Annotated in this window: 16 protein-coding genes; all 16 read left to right on the top strand. The window is 28.5% G+C overall.

What is annotated here, in order from left to right; translation table 11 throughout:
- Window positions 1-154: 154 nt before the first annotated feature.
- The 16 genes from KGF45_RS02330 (at window position 155) to KGF45_RS02255 (ending at window position 20004) form a co-directional block, all read left to right on the top strand.
- Window positions 155-634, top strand: coding sequence for a phage terminase small subunit P27 family (locus KGF45_RS02330; RefSeq protein ID WP_227841724.1), 480 nt, complete (start codon window positions 155-157; stop codon window positions 632-634).
- On the top strand, window positions 634-2349 hold the full coding sequence (locus KGF45_RS02325) for a terminase TerL endonuclease subunit (RefSeq protein WP_227841723.1): 1716 nt from the start codon (window positions 634-636) through the stop codon (window positions 2347-2349). Before KGF45_RS02330 ends, KGF45_RS02325 begins: the two co-directional genes overlap by 1 nt.
- A gap of 33 nt (window positions 2350-2382) precedes the next feature.
- Complete coding sequence (locus KGF45_RS02320; RefSeq protein WP_227841722.1) at window positions 2383-3564, top strand: phage portal protein; 1182 nt, start codon at window positions 2383-2385, stop codon at window positions 3562-3564.
- A complete protein-coding gene (locus KGF45_RS02315; RefSeq protein ID WP_227841721.1) occupies window positions 3565-4341 on the top strand; it encodes a head maturation protease, ClpP-related in 777 nt (258 codons plus the stop codon). It abuts the gene before it with no gap.
- Between the two features lie 16 nt (window positions 4342-4357).
- Window positions 4358-5515: a phage major capsid protein gene (locus KGF45_RS02310; RefSeq protein WP_227841720.1), complete on the top strand. Its 1158-nt coding sequence runs from the start codon at window positions 4358-4360 to the stop codon at window positions 5513-5515.
- Window positions 5516-5606: 91 nt separating this feature from the next.
- Entirely contained in the window at window positions 5607-5897 is a 291-nt protein-coding gene (locus KGF45_RS02305) for a head-tail connector protein (RefSeq protein ID WP_227841719.1), read from the top strand.
- Window positions 5884-6219: a phage head closure protein gene (locus KGF45_RS02300; protein ID WP_227841718.1), complete on the top strand. Its 336-nt coding sequence runs from the start codon at window positions 5884-5886 to the stop codon at window positions 6217-6219. Before KGF45_RS02305 ends, KGF45_RS02300 begins: the two co-directional genes overlap by 14 nt.
- A 13-nt stretch (window positions 6220-6232) precedes the next feature.
- On the top strand, window positions 6233-6616 hold the full coding sequence (locus KGF45_RS02295; RefSeq protein ID WP_227841717.1) for an HK97-gp10 family putative phage morphogenesis protein: 384 nt from the start codon (window positions 6233-6235) through the stop codon (window positions 6614-6616).
- A gap of 12 nt (window positions 6617-6628) precedes the next feature.
- Window positions 6629-6958 carry a hypothetical protein gene (locus KGF45_RS02290; RefSeq protein ID WP_227841716.1) on the top strand — a complete coding sequence of 110 codons (330 nt, stop codon included), beginning with the start codon at window positions 6629-6631 and terminating at the stop codon, window positions 6956-6958.
- Between the two features lie 72 nt (window positions 6959-7030).
- On the top strand, window positions 7031-7654 hold the full coding sequence (locus tag KGF45_RS02285) for a major tail protein (protein ID WP_227841715.1): 624 nt from the start codon (window positions 7031-7033) through the stop codon (window positions 7652-7654).
- Window positions 7655-7706: 52 nt separating this feature from the next.
- Entirely contained in the window at window positions 7707-8270 is a 564-nt protein-coding gene (locus KGF45_RS02280) for a major tail protein (RefSeq protein WP_227841714.1), read from the top strand.
- Window positions 8267-8635, top strand: a complete 369-nt coding sequence (locus tag KGF45_RS02275; protein ID WP_227832651.1) for a hypothetical protein — start codon at window positions 8267-8269, stop codon at window positions 8633-8635. Before KGF45_RS02280 ends, KGF45_RS02275 begins: the two co-directional genes overlap by 4 nt.
- Window positions 8636-8824: 189 nt before the next feature.
- On the top strand, window positions 8825-15577 hold the full coding sequence (locus tag KGF45_RS02270) for a phage tail tape measure protein (protein WP_227841713.1): 6753 nt from the start codon (window positions 8825-8827) through the stop codon (window positions 15575-15577).
- 12 nt (window positions 15578-15589) lie between these two features.
- Window positions 15590-16375 carry a phage tail family protein gene (locus KGF45_RS02265; protein ID WP_227841712.1) on the top strand — a complete coding sequence of 262 codons (786 nt, stop codon included), beginning with the start codon at window positions 15590-15592 and terminating at the stop codon, window positions 16373-16375.
- 37 nt (window positions 16376-16412) lie between these two features.
- Window positions 16413-18059, top strand: coding sequence for a phage tail protein (locus tag KGF45_RS02260; protein WP_227841711.1), 1647 nt, complete (start codon window positions 16413-16415; stop codon window positions 18057-18059).
- 16 nt (window positions 18060-18075) lie between these two features.
- Complete coding sequence (locus KGF45_RS02255) at window positions 18076-20004, top strand: tail fiber domain-containing protein (protein ID WP_227841710.1); 1929 nt, start codon at window positions 18076-18078, stop codon at window positions 20002-20004.
- Window position 20005 lies beyond the last annotated feature (1 nt).

Raw genomic sequence — 20005 nt, 5'->3', positions numbered from 1 at the left:
GAGCAGGGGTATATATATACGGAGATTTTCCCTTTTTAAGATTTTTTTGTAAAAAAATATGCAGGATGTCTTGCAAGAAAATAAACTGTTTTTAAAAAATAGCTGATAGCTATTATTTTTTTGTACAAATTTAAAGTGGATTGGAGGTGTAAAAATGGGAAGAAAAAAACAAATGACATCTACAACTAAAAAACATTTAACTAAAAAAGAAAAACAGACTCGGCAAAATGTAGAGAAACAAATAAAACTTGATAGGGATGATTTAGTAACAGTTCCAGAGTTTTTAAATAGTGATATTTTAGCATATAAAGAATTTTCAAGGGTAGTAGAGGAAGCTGGTAAAATTGACTTGTGGGATAATCTAGACCTACCAATAGTGCTGATGTACAGTGATGCATATAGTAATTATATTAAGTTAAAAGAATATATAGAAAAAACAGGTCATGTTGTCTCTGGAAAAGATACTGAAAAAATAAGTCCTCATGTAACTGCAAAATTTAAATACGCTGAATTGATACTAAAATGTTCTACTAAGTTAGGATTAGCAACTACAGATAGATTAAAGTTAGTTGTTCCAGGAAATGAAAACCCGAAGGAAAATAAATTTGCTAAATTTATAAAAGTAGGAACATAATGGCTAAAAGAAAAAAAGATAGAGTAACAGAATACGCCAAAAAAGTAGTTGCTAAAAAAATAATAGCTGGTGAAAGTGTTATTCTAGCGTGTAAAAGACATTTAAATGATTTAAAAAGAAGTAAAACAAAAGAATTTAAATACAAATGGGATGTTGAAGCATCAGAGGAAGCACTTGACCTTTACAATGAACTTACTATTTTAGAAGGTGATGAAGTACAAACTCTAAAAACACGAGGATTTCAAGATTTTATTTTAGGTAGCTTAGAAGGCTGGATTGAAAAAAGAACTGGATATGTAAGATTTAGAGAAGCATATATCCAGCTCGCCAGACAAAATGGAAAGTCTTTTTTATCTGGAGCTAAAAGTATAAAAACAAGCAATTTTTCTACATATATAAAAGGAAAAATTATTTGTGCAGCTACGAAAAAAGAGCAAGCTAGAATTGTTTGGGAAGAAATAGAAAAATTTATATTGGCAGACGAAGATTTAAAAGAAATGTATAAAATAAAACGTTCTGATTATGAAATAATTGCAGGAATGACAGGTACAACAATAAAACCGATTGGAAGAGATACAAAAAGTTTGGATGGATTCCGTTCGATATTAGCAATACCAGACGAACTGCATGCACATAAAACAAATCAAGTATATAAATTACTTCTAGGTGGTCAAAGAAGAGTTAATAATGCTCTGATATTAGCCATAACTACAGCAGGTTTTGATTTGAATAGCTATTGTTATGAACATTATACTTTTTGTAAAAAAATACTATCTGGAGCCATAACTAAAGAAAGTTTATTCATATATATTGCTGAAATGGACAAAGAGGATGATATTTGGGATTATCATAATTGGGTAAAAGCAAATCCACTGTTACTTTTAAATGAAGATGACAGCATAAATATGTATGAAGTTGCAAAAACGAGTGAGGTAGCAATAGATGCTAAAGAAAAAGGTGGAAGCGAACTCATGGACTTCATGACAAAATGGTTAAATATATGGGTTACTTATAAAGATGGAAAATATCTTGATGCCAATTGGCTTGAAATCTGTGCATGTGACTTAACTCTTGAGGATATGAGAGGTAGAGAATGTTATCTAGGCATTGACTTATCATCTGGTGGAGATTTAACTTCTATAGCATTAATATTCCCACTTGAAGATGAAAAAGTTTATATTTATAGCCATTCATTTATGCCAGAGTTAAGAATTCTTGAACATGAACAAACGGATGATGCACCATATAGAATGTGGGTAAATGAAAAACTTCTAACACTAACTACAGGAGCCTTTGCTATTAAAACAGACTATAAATTTATAATAAAACATTTAGAAGATATATTAACAGAATATGAAATAAATGTAATAAAATGTGCTTATGACAATCACAATGCAAGTGCTTTTATATCAGATTTAGACTTCTTAGGTTGCGATTTGATAGATGTACCACAAAGTGCTAGGTCACTAAATGATGCAACTGTAGATTTTAAATTATCAATGAAAGCTGGTCAAGTTTTATATAATAGAAAAAACAAACTGTTTAAATGGAGTGCTATAAATGCAACTATAACTAAGAATAGTTTTGGAGAAATAAAAGTTGATAAGTTAGAACAAGAAAATAGAATAGACCCGATAGATTCAATTCTTGATGGTTGGAAGATTTATTTTGAAGATGTAAAACAAAATGGAGATATTGCATATGTACCAGATTAATTAAAAAAGGAGAATAAGAAAAAAGTGGGAATAATGAACTGGCTAAGAAATCTTAGTTTTGGAACACCAAGTATAAGAGTAGGTCAAAGAAATAAAAGTAGTCCATTTTCATTTTGTAATGATACATTAGCGAGCAATGAAACTATCTTTGCAGCAATTACAATGTTAGCTAATTCAATTGCTAGTGTTCCGATTAGTCTTAGAAATGGTTATGAAAAAGTTAAACCAAGCGAACATTATATTGCTACTATGCTTAGAGATGGATTTAACAAAAATGATACCATGTTTGAATTTATAAGATTAATGGAAGTGATAAGAAATACAAAAGGCAGTGCTTATGCAATCAAAGAATATGATTATTACGATAATATAAGTGATATATGGGTGTTAGATTCTGATTTTGTAACACCTGTTATCGATACAGACACAAAAGAAATGTGGTATAGAATATCAACAAAAGATGGAGATAGTTATTTTCACAATAGCCATATAATAGCTGTTAATCATATAAAAGAAGGTTCAGAACGTGGGATAAGTCCAATTAGTGTCTTAAAAAATACTTTAAATTATGACAGAGAAGTAAAAGAATTAAGTTTAGCACAACTTTCTAATAATATAGATGCTAAGTATGCTTTTAAAATTTCTGGGAATTTAAGTAAAGAAAAATTGACTGAATATCATGAAATGATAAAAAGTTATATGGACAAAGGAATTATATATTTAGACAATGGAAAATCACTTGAAGAGTTAAAAAATAAATCTTTTATCGACCCTAAAATTTTTGAAGTTGAAGAAATAACTGTAAGTAGAGTGGCAAGAGTCTTTACTATGCCAGCACATAAACTGTATGCTGGGAAACAATCATATTCAAGTTCTGAACAGGCAGACTTAGAGTACTTGGTTGATACAATATTGCCAATTATACGAATGTATGAACAAGAATTTAATAAAAAATGCTTAACTACTATTGATAGAAATAAATATGAAATTAAATTTAATTTAAGTGGATTTGCTAGAGCAGATATGAAAACTCGTGGAGAATTTTACCAAAAAATGGTTAGGTGTGGAGGTTTGACACCTAACGAAATACGAGAATTAGAAGATAGACCCCCAAAACAAGATGGTGATGATTTGATGGTGAGTAGAGATTTAATAAAAATTAAAGATTTACATTTACTATTGTCTAATAAAAATAATTTGAAGGGGGGTGATTAAATGAAAAATAAAATACTAGAGTTAAAAAATAAAGATTCAAATTCTAAAAATTTAAAGAATGTTGGTAGTATAGAAATAAAAAATCAAGATGAAAATAGTGCAGAATTATTTTTTTATGGTGATATTGTTTCTGAAAGCTGGTTAAGTGAATGGTATGAAGATGATAAATGTCCTAGTGATATTAGTAAGTTTTTAGAGGAATTAGAAGGAGTAAAAAATATAAATGTACATGTGAATTCTGGTGGAGGGTCTGCATTTTCTGGACTTGCTATATATAATCAGTTGAAAAGATATGATGCGAATATAACTACATATATAGATGGATTAGCAGCAAGTATAGCGAGCGTAATCGCTATGGCTGGTAATCGTATTGTTATGCCATCTAATGCCTTGTTGATGATACATAAACCTTTGAGTTGGTGCGGAGGTAATGCAGATGATTTTAAAAAAGAAATTGAAATACTAGATACATGTCAAAAGTCAATTTTAAATGTATATATGACAAAAGCAAAACCAAATATTAAGGAAGAAGAAATAAATGATTTGATAAATGCTGAAACTTGGTTAACTGGAGAAGAAGCAAGTAAATACTTTGAAATAGAGTTAGAGGGAAATGTAAATACAGTCGCTTGTTATTCTAATTATTTTGACAGATATAAAAATACACCAAAGGATAAGATTGGTAAATTAAAAAATACTAAGAATAATTTAGAGTTACCAGCTATGGAAGAAGAAGTAAAAATATTAATAGAAAGAATAAAAAATAAAACAAAATAAAAGGAGTGAATTTATAATGAATAGATACCAGTTGGAACAAATGAAAGATGGAGTAAAAGAACAATTAAAGATAGAAAATGAAAATCTATCTAAAATGTATCTTGATTCTAAAACTACTATGGAAGCAAGACAAGAACAACAAAAAATAGTTAAAGATTTAGATGAAAGATTTGAAGGTATAAAAAATAAAATAAAGGAAAATGATGATAGAGAAGCTCAACAAATAGCTTTTAAGAATAAAAATAAAAATTTAGGAAACAGTGAAAAAGATATTAAAATAAATGCGAAAGCTGAATTAATAAGAAATGTAATGTCTGGTAAAGAAGTAACAAAAGAGATAAAAAATGTACTTGGAGATGGTGATGCTCTTGGAGGTGGTAATAAAATACTACCTACTACAATGACAAATGAATTGTTATATGAACCAATGTCAAAAAATCCGTTGCGAGGGATTTCAACAATGACAAATATAACTAATTTAGAAATACCAAAAATTATATTCTCTTTAGATGATGATGATTTTTTAGATTCAGATTCAGCATCAGCGAAAGAATTAAACGCAGATGGAGCTAATGTATCTTTTGATAGAAATAAATTTAAAGTTTTTTGTGATATAACAGAAACTGTTCTGAAAGGTACAGAAACAAATTTAGTACAAGTTGTAGACGCAGGTCTACAAAGTGGTTTAGCTAAAAAAGAAAAAAAGGTAGCGTTTGAATCGAATAATCCAACAGAAATGTCTTTTTATAAAAAATCAACAGAAAGTGGAAATCCATTTTTAATAAAATCAATAGAGGGAGATACATTGTTTGAAGCAATAATAAATTGTCTTGCAGACCTAGAGGATGATTATTCAGAAAATGCCAGTGTTGTTATGAGAAAAGTTGATTATTTTAAAATAATAAAGACTTTAGCTAATGGAAACGCAAGTTTATATACAGCTCAACCAGAACAAGTGTTAGGAGTACCCGTTATTTATTGTGATTTAGCTACAATACCAGTTGTAGGGGATTTTAGATATTCACATTTTAATTATGATTTAGAAATGTTCTATGATAGAGACAAAAATGTTAAAACTGGTATAGAAAGCTTTGTTCTAACCGCATATTTAGACCACAAAATTAAAATGAAATCTGCTTTTAGATTAGCAACAGTAAAAAGTAATACACCCTAAACCAGACCTTCCAGAAGAAGAAGGTCAACCCAAAGCTAATATATTAAAAACTAAAAGCATTAAAAAAACAGAAACAAAGTAGGTGAATATCTTGGAAGAGAGTGAAATACTAGACTCTATAAAATTGTATTGTAGGTTAGATGATTGTCCAGAAGAAGAAATAAAAGAATTAAAAGAAGCTTGCGAGGAATATTTAAAAAATGCAGGTGTTGAAAAAGATTATGAAAATAAGTTGTATTTTTTAGCTATAAAAAAACTTATTTTACATTTTTATGATAATAAAGGTATTGTGGGCAAGAATACGGAAATATTATACGGAATAACTCCTATAATAAACCAACTACAATTAGGGAGGTCAATAGGAAAAAGTGTTAGACTATAGAATAACCATAGAAAAACTTTCTGAGAATAATACAAACGAAATGGGCTTTCCTCTTGATGATTGGCAAGCATATTATACTTGTTGGTCAGATTTTAAAGCTGTAAGCGGTAAAGAATATATATCTGCAAAAGCTGTATCAAGTGAAAATATAGTAACTTTTACTATTAGATACTCCCAAAAGGTAAGATTAATAATAGAAGATATAGAAAGTACTAAAATATATAGAATTAGATATAGAAATAAAATCTATGACATAATTTATATTTCTGATTTTGAAAATAAACATAGATTTGTTGATTTTAAATGTAAACTTGTGTCTTAGGGATGTGAATAAAATGAGTATGGAATGGAATGGTTTTTCAACATTACAACAAAAATTAGAAAACTTGGAGAAAAAGGTAAGTAATGAAATAGTTGACAAGGCATTAAATGAAGGCTCAGAAGTACTTTTAAATGGTCAAAAAGAGACTGTATCTGTTTTAACAGGGAACCTGTTACAAAGTTTGGGTACTTTTGATAAAAAAGGTTCTGGTGCTAATAAAAAAGTAGATATAGGTATAGCACATAATCAAGATAGAGCTGCCACTTATGGATATTATCAAGAAAATGGAACTACTAAGATGGCAGGAACTAGCTGGATGCGAAGAGCTTGGAATATGAAAATAGGAGAAGCTAGTTCAAAAATAAAAGAAGTGCTAAAAGAATCATTAAAACGCTAATGGAGTATAAAAATGATAAATGAATTGATTTGTAAAATAATGAAAGGCCTAAATATAGATTGTTATTATTTAGAAGCTAATTGCAAGAAAGATAAGTATGTTATTTTTACTATTTACAATGAAAATAGACTTGACCAAAACTTGTATGATGATGATTATATATCTACTACATATAACATACAAATGTCGTTTTGGTATAAAAGACCTAGTGATATTACTTTGTATGAAGATATAAAAAATGAAATGAAAAAAAATGGTTTTTATCTTAAATCAGTAGCAGATAGAAAAGAAGGCGAGTTTTATGGTAAAACATTCGACTTCTTATATGAAAAAGATGAATAATAAAATTGTTGAGGTGTCCAAATTGGACACATTTTTTATGCAAAAAATAAAAAAGAAAGAGGGTAATATAATATGCCAAATGCAGAAAAAAATTATAAAAGTAAAATAATATCTGGTCTTAAAAACATACATGTTGCAAAAGTGAATGATGATGGAACTTTTGCTGTTCCAGTGCCTATCTTAGGTGGAAAAAAAGTTGAATCATCTTATGAGGTAAGCGAAGATATAACTTATGCAGATGACATGGCAGTTGATAACGATATGACTGTTTCGAATGGTTCTGGAAAAATGACAGTTTTGGGATTGCTGATGGATGAAAAAGCACTAATTTATGGTGGAGATAATATGTCTGGAGGTTGGGGGCTGTCTACTAATATGCAAGTGCCTAATCTAGCGATTTTATTTGAACAGCAAAAAAGAGATGGTGGGAAAATATTAAGTGTAATATATAATGCACAATTTAAACCAGCCGGAATCAATGCAACTACAGTAGAAGAAAAAAAAGAAAAAGAAACTGTTGAGTTAGAATTTACTTCATTGCCAGCTGTAACAAGTGTTGATGATAAAAACTATTTTTATTACACAGTAGACACAAAAGATAAAAATGTAAGTCAAGAAATGATTGAAAACTGGTATAAAACAGTTCAAGTTCCGAAAAAAACAGTAGAGAACACTCCAAATATTCCAGAATCATAAAAATAATATAGAGGGCTTATAAGCCCTCTATATTTAATTAAAGGTGAAAAAAATGAGTTATAAAGAAAAAATTATACATGGTTTTGATAATATACATTTATGCAAAATAGACGAAAATTCTGTTCCTGTAAAAATATTAGGTGGCATATCTGTAAGCATAGAATTAAAGCAACCCTATAAAATTATGAAATCTGGTGGAAATGAAAATATAATTTTTTACGGAAAAGTAAGTGGAACAGGCAAATTGAATTTATTAGGGTTAACAGCAGATGAAGAAGAGTTAATTTGGAATTTTAAAAGATACAAAAACGGAATAATTGTTGAAGATAGTATAAAACCAAATAATCTAAGGTTGTTATTTACAAGAAAAAGACGTGATGGAGCAATAATTTATTATTGTATATATAATGTAATCTTTGATATAGATGGTATTTTAGCTGAAACAGATGCAGCGAAAAGAAGTAGTAGTAAAAGAGAGTTAAGTTTTAATGTATTTGCTGATAAAAAAATAAAACTAACATTCTTTTCTATGGATACAAAAAGTGGTGAAAAAGAAATATTAGAGAATTGGTTTAAAGAAATACAAATTCCAGAAAAGGAAAATTATGAATTATGATAGATGATAAGATAACAATTAAGTTAAATGAAGAAAGTGTTGTGTATGATGCTAGATTGGATATGGGAGCAATAGCAGAAACACAGCATTTTTTTAAGTTAAGAAATGATTTTATGACAGTACCAGAGGTTCTGAAATGGGTTGGTAAAGGCGATTTTATGGTGGTAAATGAATTAATTATCCAGTCAATATTAAGATGTCACAAACAATTAAATAGAGAAGATATAATAACAAATTTGAAGTTTAGAGAAATGCCCAAAATACATGAATATTTAAATTTGTTACTTGAGAAAGCTATGCCAGCAAAAGAAAAAAATAACAGTGAAGATGAAATTGAGGACATAGAAGAAAAACAAGATGATTGAGACTTTGAGTACTTAGAATATTTATGGACTACAGTATTAAAAAGACCAGTTAGAGATTTTTTAAAAACTACACCAAAAAAATTATTCGCACAAATTGATGCACATGGAAAATTTAAAGGTGTAGATAAAGAAAAAAAGAATGTTGAGATTGTTAATTCTACAGAATTTATGTAAAAAGGTGGTGGTTAAATGTCAGAGGAGATAGAGAAGCTATCGGTCACGTTAGCATTAGAAGCAAATAACTTTACTAAACAAATCAGTGCAATAAATAAAGAAATAGGTAATTTAGATAGAGAATTTAAAACAGCAGCACAAGGTAATAAACAATTTGAAAATAGTTTTACTGGTCTTGGTGCTAAGATGCAAAAGCTTACAAAACAGATTGATTTGTATAATAAAAAGTTAGAGAGTCAAAAAAACCAGTATAAAAGTTTGCAATCTACTTTAACCACGCAAAAAGCCAAATTAGATAGTTTAGAAAGTACACTAGGTAAAAATTCTAATGAATGGAAAAAACAAGCTCAACTTGTACAAAAAAACGCTGAAAAGTTAAGTAGATTAGGAAGTAATATAAATCAAACTAAAAGTACAATTAGTAGACTTAGAACAGAGCTAACACAAACAGGTCAAAAATTTCAAGAACTTGGAAATAAAACATTAACTATTGACCAAAAACTAAGCAGATTGAATAGCCAAGCGAGATTAACAGAATCTGAATTTAATCGACTTGGAGCAGAACTTGCACGAAACGGGTCGTATTTCCAAAGGCTTGGGAATGAAATGAATCAGCTGGGAAGTAAAATACAATCAAATAAAGCTAGATTAGCAATATATCAAGCTGAATTTAACAAATTAAATAATGAATTAAATCAAAATAAACAAAAACATGCACAGCTTGGTGCTGAGATTAGGAAAACTGAAAGCATTTTAAGCCAAGTAGCAGCATATTATGGTAAAAATTCACATGAAGCACAACAACTTACACAAGAATTATACAGGTTAAAAGATGCTTATAATAAACAAGAAATAGAAATAAAACAAGCAGAAACAGCACTAAATGGCTATCAAGCAGAACTCAATCAGACTAGTGCAAATATAACAAGATTATCGGCACAACTTAGACAAATGCCTTTTACAACATTAAGTCGTTCGCTGCTAACAGCTGGACAAAACTTGAAAAGCGTTGGTATGAGTTTAGGTATGTATGTATCAATGCCACTCGGGATGTTAGGTATAGCAGCAGCAAAAGCAGGTGTTAACTTTGATACAAGCATGTCTAAACTACAAGCAACAGCAGGAATTGCAGACAAAAGCAGTGTATCATTTCAAAAGTTACAAGAAAAAGCTCAAGATTTAGGAGCTAGAACTTCATTTTCAGCAGCACAAGCAGCAGATGGTTTAACATATTTAAGCCTTGCTGGTTGGGATGTAGAGACATCTTTGTCAAGGATAGAACCAGTATTGAGAGCTGCCGAGGCAGGTGGTATGGATTTAGCATTGTGTTCCGATTTGGTTACAGATAGTATGGCAAGTGCTGGAATTGCAAGTCAAGATTTTACTAAATATTTAGATATAACAGCACAAGCACAAAGAAAATCTAATACTAATATGCAACAAATGCTAGAAGCATATGTAACAGCAGGAGGAATGTTTAAAAACTTAAATATGCCACTCGAACAGTCTGCCGCACTTATTGGAATATTAGCTAATAGAGGAACAAAGGCAAGTGAAGCTGCAAATGCATTAATAAGTGTTTTTAGTAATATAATTGGTGAAAATGGAAGAGCAGGAAAAGCGTTAGATGCATTAAATATATCTCTGTTTGATTCGCAAGGGAAGCAGAAGGATACAGTTGCAGTTTTGAAAGAAATGAGTAATGCACTAGGTGTAACGTCTGATGAAACAACTAAATTGACGCAAGAAGAGCGAGCAAGGTTTGCAACAATGATTGGCGGTAAGACACAATATGACACATTGATGAAATTGTTAGCAGGTGTGAATGATGAATACGATGAGTTAGAAGATTCTTTAAAAAATTCTAAAGGTTCATTGATGGAAGTTGCTACAACTATGAAAGATAACTTGGGTGGAGCAATTATAAATATGAAATCGGCTTTAGAGGGTGCTGGAATAAAAGCGTTCAAAGCGATGGAGCCAGTCCTTGCAAATCTTATACAAAAAATCACTGAATTATCTAACTGGTTTACTAATTTAAGTGAATCATCACAACAAAACATAGTTAAAATGGCAGCAATAGCCGTAGCACTTGCACCTGTTTTAATGGTTTTTGGTCAACTTATAATTGTCAGTAGTCATTTAACTAATTTAATGGGAAAAATTAAGAGAGCTACAACCGCAGTAGGAGCTAGTGGTTTTGGAGGATTAGCAGCAAAGGTTGGTGCTTTAATACCTAAACTATTTTCTTTGCAAGGAGCTTTTGCACTGTTAGCAGCAGGTGGGATTGTATTAGCTACAAAAGCTTTGCATGACTATAGTGTTGCAGATGGTAAAGCGTATGAACAAAGAAAAAAGAATATTGAATCATTAGAGAGAGAAAAGAAAGGCTATGAAGAGTCACGACAAAAAATTGGATATATAGCTCAAGAATATGACAAGTTAAAAGGTAAATCTAAACTAAGTTCAGAAGAAGCTGAAAGACTAAAAACATTAACTAAAGAAATCGCTGAAATAATGCCCGAACTAGTTTCTGGATATGATGAAGAAGGCAATCCAATATTAAAAATGAAAGGTTCAGCTACAGAATTGTGTTCTGAACTAGATAGAGCAATAGAGAAGAAAGAACGTCTTATAAATTTTGACAAAATGGATAATGCTGAAATCGCTGTTGATAAGCAAGCTGGTAAAAGAGATAAAGATGGCAATAAACTTACAGGAAAAGCGGCTGATTCATACCAAACAGAAGGCGAGAAAATTTTAACAATACAAAAAAAGTATAACGATGATATAGCAAAAATAGAAAAAGAAGGAACTATTTTAAGAGGTAAAATAAGAAATTCAGAAGGCAAAGACAGAGAAAAATATATACAGAAATATAATGAACATTTAAGAAAAAGAGAAAAATTAACACAAGATGCACAAAAAGAAAATGAAAGAAGTTTAGAAGAAGCTAAGAAAGTAGCACAAGAAGTCGAAGAAGGTGTATTTGCTACAGTAAAGTCTAGTAGTAGTTTTAAATCTAGCAAAAACAATGATGCTAAAAAACAGTTTGATGAATTAAAAGGATTTTTAGATTTTAGTGAGATAAAGACTAAAGAACAATTATCTAATGCAGAAAATGCTATGAATAAATTGTTTAAGTCAGCATCAGCTGGGAAAATAAACTTATCTGATGTTAAAAAAGAAATCGAAGGGGCTAATGATGCATTAGCTAAAGATGGAAATTTAAATTCTTATAATAAAAAAATGCAAGATTTAGCTAAAACTATTGCTAGTAAAACAGGAACGCAGGCTAGTGATTGGGTAAGCTTATTAACTACTTTAGATAAAGAATTTTTAAAAACTAGTGATTCAACAGATGTCTTTCTTAAAAAGTTTAATAGAACTAGACAACAATTAGAAGCTGGTGACAGTTTAGCTGTTGCAGTACAACAACAATATGAAGCGTTAAATACTGCTCTTGAAGGTTTGCAGATAACAGGAAAAGAAGAGGTAGACATACAGACTGTTATTGATTTTACTAATGACCAAAATATACCAGAAGATGTTAGAAATTTTGTAAATAGCTTAATAAAAAAAGATGCAAATGGAAATATAACTAATTCGGAAGAAGTTATAAAATTTACAGCAGATTTATTGTTTGAACTACAACAAGAAAATCCTAATTTTGATAATTTGCAAGCAGAAGCTGATAAACTGTTTGGAAATAATAAAGTAAAAGTAACGGAAGATTTGGAAATTACAGAAGGAGAAATTGACACATCTAATGTAAAAACAGATGATGTTGAACAAAAAATAAAAGATAAATTTGCACAAGATAAAGTATCAGCTAAAATTAATGTTGCAATTGAAAATGGAGATATAAATTCTGATAAAATTAAATTAGTTGGAGAAATATTTGATAAAATACCAACTGAATATAGAACAAAATTTATATTAGATAATACAGAAGCGATTAATAAAGCAAAAAATTATGATGATATAATTAAATATTTAAAAGATAATCCAGAAATTGCACAAAAATATAATATTAAAGTAGAAGGTTTAGAAAAAGCAAAAGAAACCAACAAGGAAACTGATAAAAACAAAGGTCAGACCTCTACACAAAAAATGGAAGTTGAAGGTGCTGAGGAAAGCAAGAAAAAAGCTGAGGGTACTAATAAAGAAGTAGATAAAAATAAAGGTCAAACCTCTACGCAAAAAATGGAAGTTGAAGGTGCTGCAAAAAGTGAAAAGGATGCTAAAAAGGCAAATGAAGAAGCATCAAAGAATGATGGAGAGAAGCATGTACAGACGGTAGAAGCTAAAGGGGTTGAAGGTACAGCCGAACAACTGAATCAATTAGCAACTAAAGCAAAAGAAATAGGAAAAGGCAAATATGAAATAAGTATAACAGCTAAAACAGCACAAGCAGCTAAAAACGTATCTGGATTAATAACAAAGATAAATCAATTTAGTAAAGTAAAAGTAAAACAATTAGTATTTAAAACAGAGACAGCACAAGCAGCTAAAAATGTTACTGGTTTAGATAAAAAAGTAGCTAGTTACAAAAGCAAATATGGTGGAAAAACTATAACAACAACATTTAAAGCAGAAACAGCACAAGCAGCTAAAAATATATCGGGCTTGATGCGTAAGATAGATTCATATAAGGCTAGTTATGCAAGGTCATTTACAACATCAATGACAGCAAATGTGCAAGTTAATAAGAATGTTACAACAACAGAAAAAACAGAAAAAAATGAGGCTGGAAAACCTGCATCATTACCAATAGAAAGGGCGATACCTGCACCTAAATTATTAAATGATTCACCAACACCAGCTACGAGAGAAAATATAATCCCTAGAGCTAGAGGATTTACTAGTTCAACACCAATTGCAATAACTGGAAAAGATATAGCAGATGCATTAAAATATGATGTTAATTTATTGCAAGAATTAGAGAATAGATTACAAAAAATAAATAATGAATTAACTAGACTAGATAAGTTAGCAGAAAATGCAACTGATGCAGATAAAATAAAATATCTACAAAAACAAAATGAATTGTACAAAGAACAGGCAGAAGTACAAAAAGATTTAGAAGATAAATTAATAAGACAAAAAAATTATTATAAATCTGCACTTGAACAAAAAGGACTAAAATTTAATAGTGATGGAAATTCAACAAATTATGAAGAGGAAATATTAAAGAAAAAGAAAATAGTTGCAGACTTAGAAGAAAAGGCTGAAAAAGCAAAAGATAAGAATAGTGATTCATTGCAAAAAAAAGCTGAAAAAGAAAAGAATAGTCTGGAAGAAATCCAAAAACTTTATGATGAATACATAAAAGTTACTTTAACTAGTTTACCAGAATGTATAGGTCAGTGGAATGAACTTAATCAGAAAATCAAAGAAAATGAACAAAGTATAAAAAACATAAAAAGAGAACAAGAAAAATTATTCATGGAGTCCACATGGACATCTATGTACAAAGATGTTCAGCAAGTAAAAAATGAATTAGACATGTTAGATGTAAAATTAAAAAATGCATCTACAGAAGAAAAAGAAGAAATAATTAAGAAAAAAATAGAGTTACAAAAAAAGTATAATAAAGAATTAACTGAAACAACTGAGTACATGAAACAAGTTCAAAACCAGCTTAAAGGCAAGCTGCAAAAATTAGGATTTGAATTTAGAGACAATGGAGATATTTCTAATTATATACAACAGATACAAAAGTTAAAAGAAGAAAACAAAGATTTTGAAGAAGCAGAAGAACTCGCAAAAGGGTATTTAGATTTATTATTAGAAAAAATACCATCTGCACAACGAGAGCTTGAAGGAATAACTGGAGCAATAGCAGATTTAAAAGAGGAACAAAAAAAGCTATATGAAGAACAATTAAACACTATTACAGATGTAGAAAAAGAAATAACAGATATATATAAAAAGCAAGTTGAAGAAAGAAAAAAATTAATTGATGAAGAATTAAAGAAAAGAACAGATGCTCTTGATAAAGAGAAAAAAGCTTATAATGATGCAAGAGAAGAGATGAATTATAAGAATGATGAAAAAGAGCAAAAAGATGCTATTGCTGAAATAGAAAAAGAATTAGAAATAGCTAGAAAAAATACAAGTCTGTCTGGTCAAAAAAGAGTACAAGACTTAGAAAAAAAATTGCAAGAAGAACAGAAAAAACTAGAAAAATTAGTACAAGATAACATCGACAAACAAGTAAATAATAAGTTTGACAAAGAAAGTGAAAGACTAGAAAAAGAAGCGGAAGAGACTGTTAAAAATCTTGAAGAAAAGTTTTCTGATACAAAGCTTGCAGAAATAGTAAAAGAGGTATTGGATAGTGGAATTTTTACAGATATAGATGGTAATGTAAAAGATTTACAGGATACCATGATTGAATTTATAAATAAATATCAAGATGGGTTGACTATTGCAGGAGATAAAATAAAAACTGAATGGCTAGACAAGCTGGATGAAGCTCTTGACAAAATGGAAGATTTAGCAGAAATAAATGAAAAATTAGGAGTAAAAGAATTTAATACAAATTTAAAATCTTTAGACTATAATTCACAAAGATACAGTCAACCGACTAGTCGTATGTTAAACAATAATACTACTAATAATAACCAGTTTATTTTTAATCCTAGTAAACCACTAGTTGTAGTAGAAAATGCTACAAAAGATTCCATACCAGACTTACAAAGAATTATTGATAAGTCTATAAAAGAAGCAATAAATGATTTTGCAAAAGAAATTGTTAAATAAAGGAGATAAAAATTGTTTATTTCAGAAAAATTTATTTTAAATAAAAGAACTAGCGACTCAATGGGTGTAATTTTAATTACAGAATCAAACAATGATATATTTAATGACTATGGATTTATATATTCTGAAACAATAGAAAAGGTAAAAAGTTATAATGATAATCCAACTTTTTTTAAAGGGGAAAAAGATACTAGTGAAATAGTATTAAAAATATGTTTGGTAGATGGGAACTATGTTCCTAGAAAATGGTCTGATTATGATATAGAAGAAATTTGTGCATGGATTAAAACAGATGATTTTGTAGAGTTTATCAGCGAAGATAATGTTGAACTGATTTATTATGTAAAAGCAACTAAAATAGCTAAAAAGTTTACGGATAATTTAGAAGGTTATCTTGAAGTTACATTCCAACCATTTACAAATTTTGCTTATAAATCAGATGTTAAAACAATTATAATAAAAGAAAATATTGAAAGAAAAATAATTATAAATAATAAAAGTAATGTACAAGATGATTATATGCCTATAATTGAATTAATTAATTTAGGGGATGAATCTACTGTAAATATAATAAAAAATACTAGTATAGAAAATGAACAATTTGAGATTACTGGAATAGAAAAAAATGAGAAAGTTATAATAGATAATTTATATTGCACAGTAATTAATTCTAAAAATGAAAATAGATTTAAAAAATGTAATAGGAATTGGTTGAGATTAAAAAAAGGAGAAAATGAATTAAAAATTGTGGGTAACTGTAAACTTACAATAAAGTCAAAATATCCTATTTTAACTTAATAATGAGGTGGTATTTATTTTAAGAGAGAAAATTAATTTGAAAGAAATAAAAAAAGATTATGATATAACATTACATAAAGTTAATAAAAATATGATTGGGCAAATACCAGAATATTGTTTAAATTCTATGACTAGGAAAATTGATGGTATTGACGAGTTAGAATTTACAATACCAAAATATGTTTTTGATAGAGATACATTGCAAAGAAAAATAAATACTATGTATGATATGACTAAAAACGAAAGATTTATATGTATTAATAATAAAGAATATTTTGTTATAAAAGAAATAAAGGAAGATAATTATAAAAGTAAAGTAGTCAAAGCATATTCAAGAGAAATTAAATTATCTAAGATAGATATAAATATAGAAAATATAAATATACAACTATTTACATCAGACATAGAAAATAAAATAATTTCTATGTCTGAATATATGAAAACTGAAACAGGGTGGCAACTAGGTTATGTAGATGAAGATATAGCATATGATGTATTAGAAAATGGAAGCAAGCAAGAAAAAATTAGATGGCAAGAGAGCATAAACACCAACTGGTATGACTTTATTACAAAAAATATAAAAGAGGAATTTAATTGTGTAATTGAGTTTGATACATTTAATAAACTAGTTAATCTATATAATATAGATAGTTTTGGAGATGAAATAAAAATAACATTAACAGAAGATAATTATATAAAATCTATTGAAAAAACTTTAAATACAAATGATATAGTAACAAGGCTGAAACTTGAAGGAAACGAAGAAATGGACATAATAGATGCGACAGAAACAGGGTATCCCTATGTTGAAAATTATTCTTATTTTATAGAAAATGGAGAAATGAGTCCAGAACTGATAAAAGCAATAAATGTATATGAAGAAATGGTAAAAAAAAGAAAAGTACAGTGGAGAGAATTAGCAGATTTGAAAAGTAATAAAGGCAATGAATTGACAGATAAAAAAAATGAATTACAACTTGTTTATGCGTTTATAACAGGCTTACAAGGAGAAAAGAGAGCATATGAAGCGTCAAAAGATGATATTAATTTAGCTAGGATTATAGCAGAGATAACTAAAAAAAATGATGAAAAAGTAATATTAGAAGTTGCTGTAAGAAATTTAGAAGAAGAAATTGAAAATCTAAGAAAAAGTATAGATAATATAAATTTACTTTGTAAACGTGAAACTGCAACAGATGAAAGTGGAAAATTAATATTTAATGATGAATTATTAGAAGAGCTGAAAGAGTTTGTGTATTATGATACATATACTAATTCAGCTTTTATTAAAGTTGAAGATTTAATAAAAGCTGGTGAAAGAATTTTAGAATTAAAATGTAAAACAACGAATGAATGGTCGATAGATATAATAAATTTTTTAGATAGAATTTTAGATAATGGCAGGCAACATTGGGATGGAAAATTAGGTCTTGGTGATGTGATAGAACTTTATAGTTATAAAGAACATGTAAGAAAGCTTATATACTTTGTAGGGTATTCGCAAAAATTTAATCCTAATAGTTTGACAATAGAATTATCAAATAAAAAATTAAAAAATGATGATATAAAAACTATTGCAGATTATTTGAAAATGGCAAAAGAGTCACTTCAAGTTTTAGAATCTAAAAAATACTTATTGATGCAACAGAAATACAATAAAATAAGAAAAAATAGAAATATCTAAAAAGGGGTGAAAGTTATTGGCTATATTAGATAATAGCCCTGTTTTTTCATATATTCGTGCAACTGGTATAATAGTACATTACTACGATGAAGTTTACAATGTTGCAGAAAAATATTCCTGCATGAAATATATTTATTGGAATAGAAAAAATCCATATCAATTAGAAGATTCAGAAATTTTATTTGATAATTCAGATGAAAAATTTCTTGTAATAACTAATAATATGGGTATGCATAATATAGTTCCACAAAGTGAGGATACGAATTTCAGTATATCTTTTGATGGGGATTCTATAAAATCTATTGAAAAGCACATATATGGATTATATGAAAAAGATGAGGAAAATGACAAAAGATTTGTTTCTATAGAAACAGATATAACAGGAGTAAAAACGACTATAGGAGATTTAAAAGAAGAAGATACAAAGATAAAAGAAAATATAACAAAATTAGAATTAAAATCTGATGAAATAGACGCTAGTGTTAAGAGTGTTAGGAAAGACTTTACAGATAATAAAGAAATAAATGAACTAAGAGAAAATGTAAATAAAACTATAATAGAATTAAATGCAGCGATTGGTTTATATAGTTCTAAGATAACAGAATACTTCAAAGATGATAAAATAACCAATGAAGAAAAAACAGAAATAAATATCCAAAATACTATTATTGATGATAAGAAAAAATTATTATATATACAAATTGAAAAAGTTGTTTCAATATGTGATAAAAATTTTGATACAACTGGAAAATTAAATATAAATAATGCTAAAAATGCTTTAAATGAAGCTCATGAAAATTTAAAAACTGCAATAAATTCAGTTATAGCAGATAGTGTTGCAACTCCTAGTGACAAAATTTTAGTTATAAATACTTTTTCTAAATATAATATAAAAATAAATGAATTAAAAAATGTTCTGGATAATATAATTCTGCTTGGAGCAGGTGGAAGTATATCAGAAGAGTTAGCAAATTTTAATATGAAATCTAATCAGATGACTATGAGTGTACAAGAAACAGAAAAAAATATAAAATCTGAAATCAAAATATTGTCTGATGAAATAGCACTAAAAGTTAGTAAAGGAGAATTTAGTTCTTTAATAGAACAAAAATATGATAGTGTAAGGATAGCTTTTAATAAAATAAGTTCAGCTTCTGTTACTATAGATTATAGAGGGTTAACAGTTTTGAATGGTTCTATTGCATGTGATTGTTTAACAACTCCGAAAGGTCACGACCCTATTATTCGGCTGTTTGAAGATAGTAGTGCAACTATATGTTTAGATGCACAAGAAAGTGACGGTTCTGTAAAAGGAAGTGCAGTAAGATTAAAATATAATGAAAATTATTTGTTTATAAATAGATATGGAGCAAACATATTTGTTGATGGTGAGGTAAGATTACAAGTGAAACAAGATGATGCTTTTGTTCAGTGTGGAAATGCAAGATTTTGTTTTACTAATGACCCATATTCTTTTTTTCCAGACCAAAGCAGAACTGATTTAGGTCAAAACTATAACACATGGAGAAATGTTTATTGCGATACTTTAAGATGTGATGATGTTAGAAGTACATCAGACAGTAAATTTAAAGAAAATATTAGCTATATAGGTTTATCAAGAAAAAGGTCTTTTTTGATGAATACAGAAACTCCTTTTCTAGACTTTTTAAAAAATGATTTAAAAATAGCTACATTTAATTATAAAAATTTTAGTGAAGAAGAGAATAACAAACAGGTTGGATTTATAGCAAATGATATAAAAGATACAAAAGTTGGAGAAATGTTTATTTATGATTATGGCGATGAAGGATTAAAATTTAGTGTATCTGGTTATACAACTGTTGTGGCAGCAGCATTAAAAGAAGAAGTATTAAAAAGAGAAGAATTGGAAAATAAAATAAAAAAATTGGAAGAAAATATACAAGGCTTGCGTAAAGGAGAATAAA

The sequence above is a fragment of the Clostridioides sp. ZZV14-6154 genome (assembly GCF_020657785.1).
Taxonomy (GTDB): domain Bacteria; phylum Bacillota; class Clostridia; order Peptostreptococcales; family Peptostreptococcaceae; genus Clostridioides.
The sequence above is the reverse complement of the archived record's forward strand: the minus strand, read 5'-3'. Positions and strand labels throughout refer to the sequence as shown.

Coding starts and splice junctions, on each gene's coding strand:
- KGF45_RS02330 (WP_227841724.1), top strand. CDS start 155: ATGGGAAGAAAAAAACAAATGACATCTACAACTAAAAAACATTTAACT.
- KGF45_RS02325 (WP_227841723.1), top strand. CDS start 634: ATGGCTAAAAGAAAAAAAGATAGAGTAACAGAATACGCCAAAAAAGTA.
- KGF45_RS02320 (WP_227841722.1), top strand. CDS start 2,383: ATGAACTGGCTAAGAAATCTTAGTTTTGGAACACCAAGTATAAGAGTA.
- KGF45_RS02315 (WP_227841721.1), top strand. CDS start 3,565: ATGAAAAATAAAATACTAGAGTTAAAAAATAAAGATTCAAATTCTAAA.
- KGF45_RS02310 (WP_227841720.1), top strand. CDS start 4,358: ATGAATAGATACCAGTTGGAACAAATGAAAGATGGAGTAAAAGAACAA.
- KGF45_RS02295 (WP_227841717.1), top strand. CDS start 6,233: ATGAGTATGGAATGGAATGGTTTTTCAACATTACAACAAAAATTAGAA.
- KGF45_RS02290 (WP_227841716.1), top strand. CDS start 6,629: ATGATAAATGAATTGATTTGTAAAATAATGAAAGGCCTAAATATAGAT.
- KGF45_RS02285 (WP_227841715.1), top strand. CDS start 7,031: ATGCCAAATGCAGAAAAAAATTATAAAAGTAAAATAATATCTGGTCTT.
- KGF45_RS02280 (WP_227841714.1), top strand. CDS start 7,707: ATGAGTTATAAAGAAAAAATTATACATGGTTTTGATAATATACATTTA.
- KGF45_RS02275 (WP_227832651.1), top strand. CDS start 8,267: ATGATAGATGATAAGATAACAATTAAGTTAAATGAAGAAAGTGTTGTG.
- KGF45_RS02270 (WP_227841713.1), top strand. CDS start 8,825: ATGTCAGAGGAGATAGAGAAGCTATCGGTCACGTTAGCATTAGAAGCA.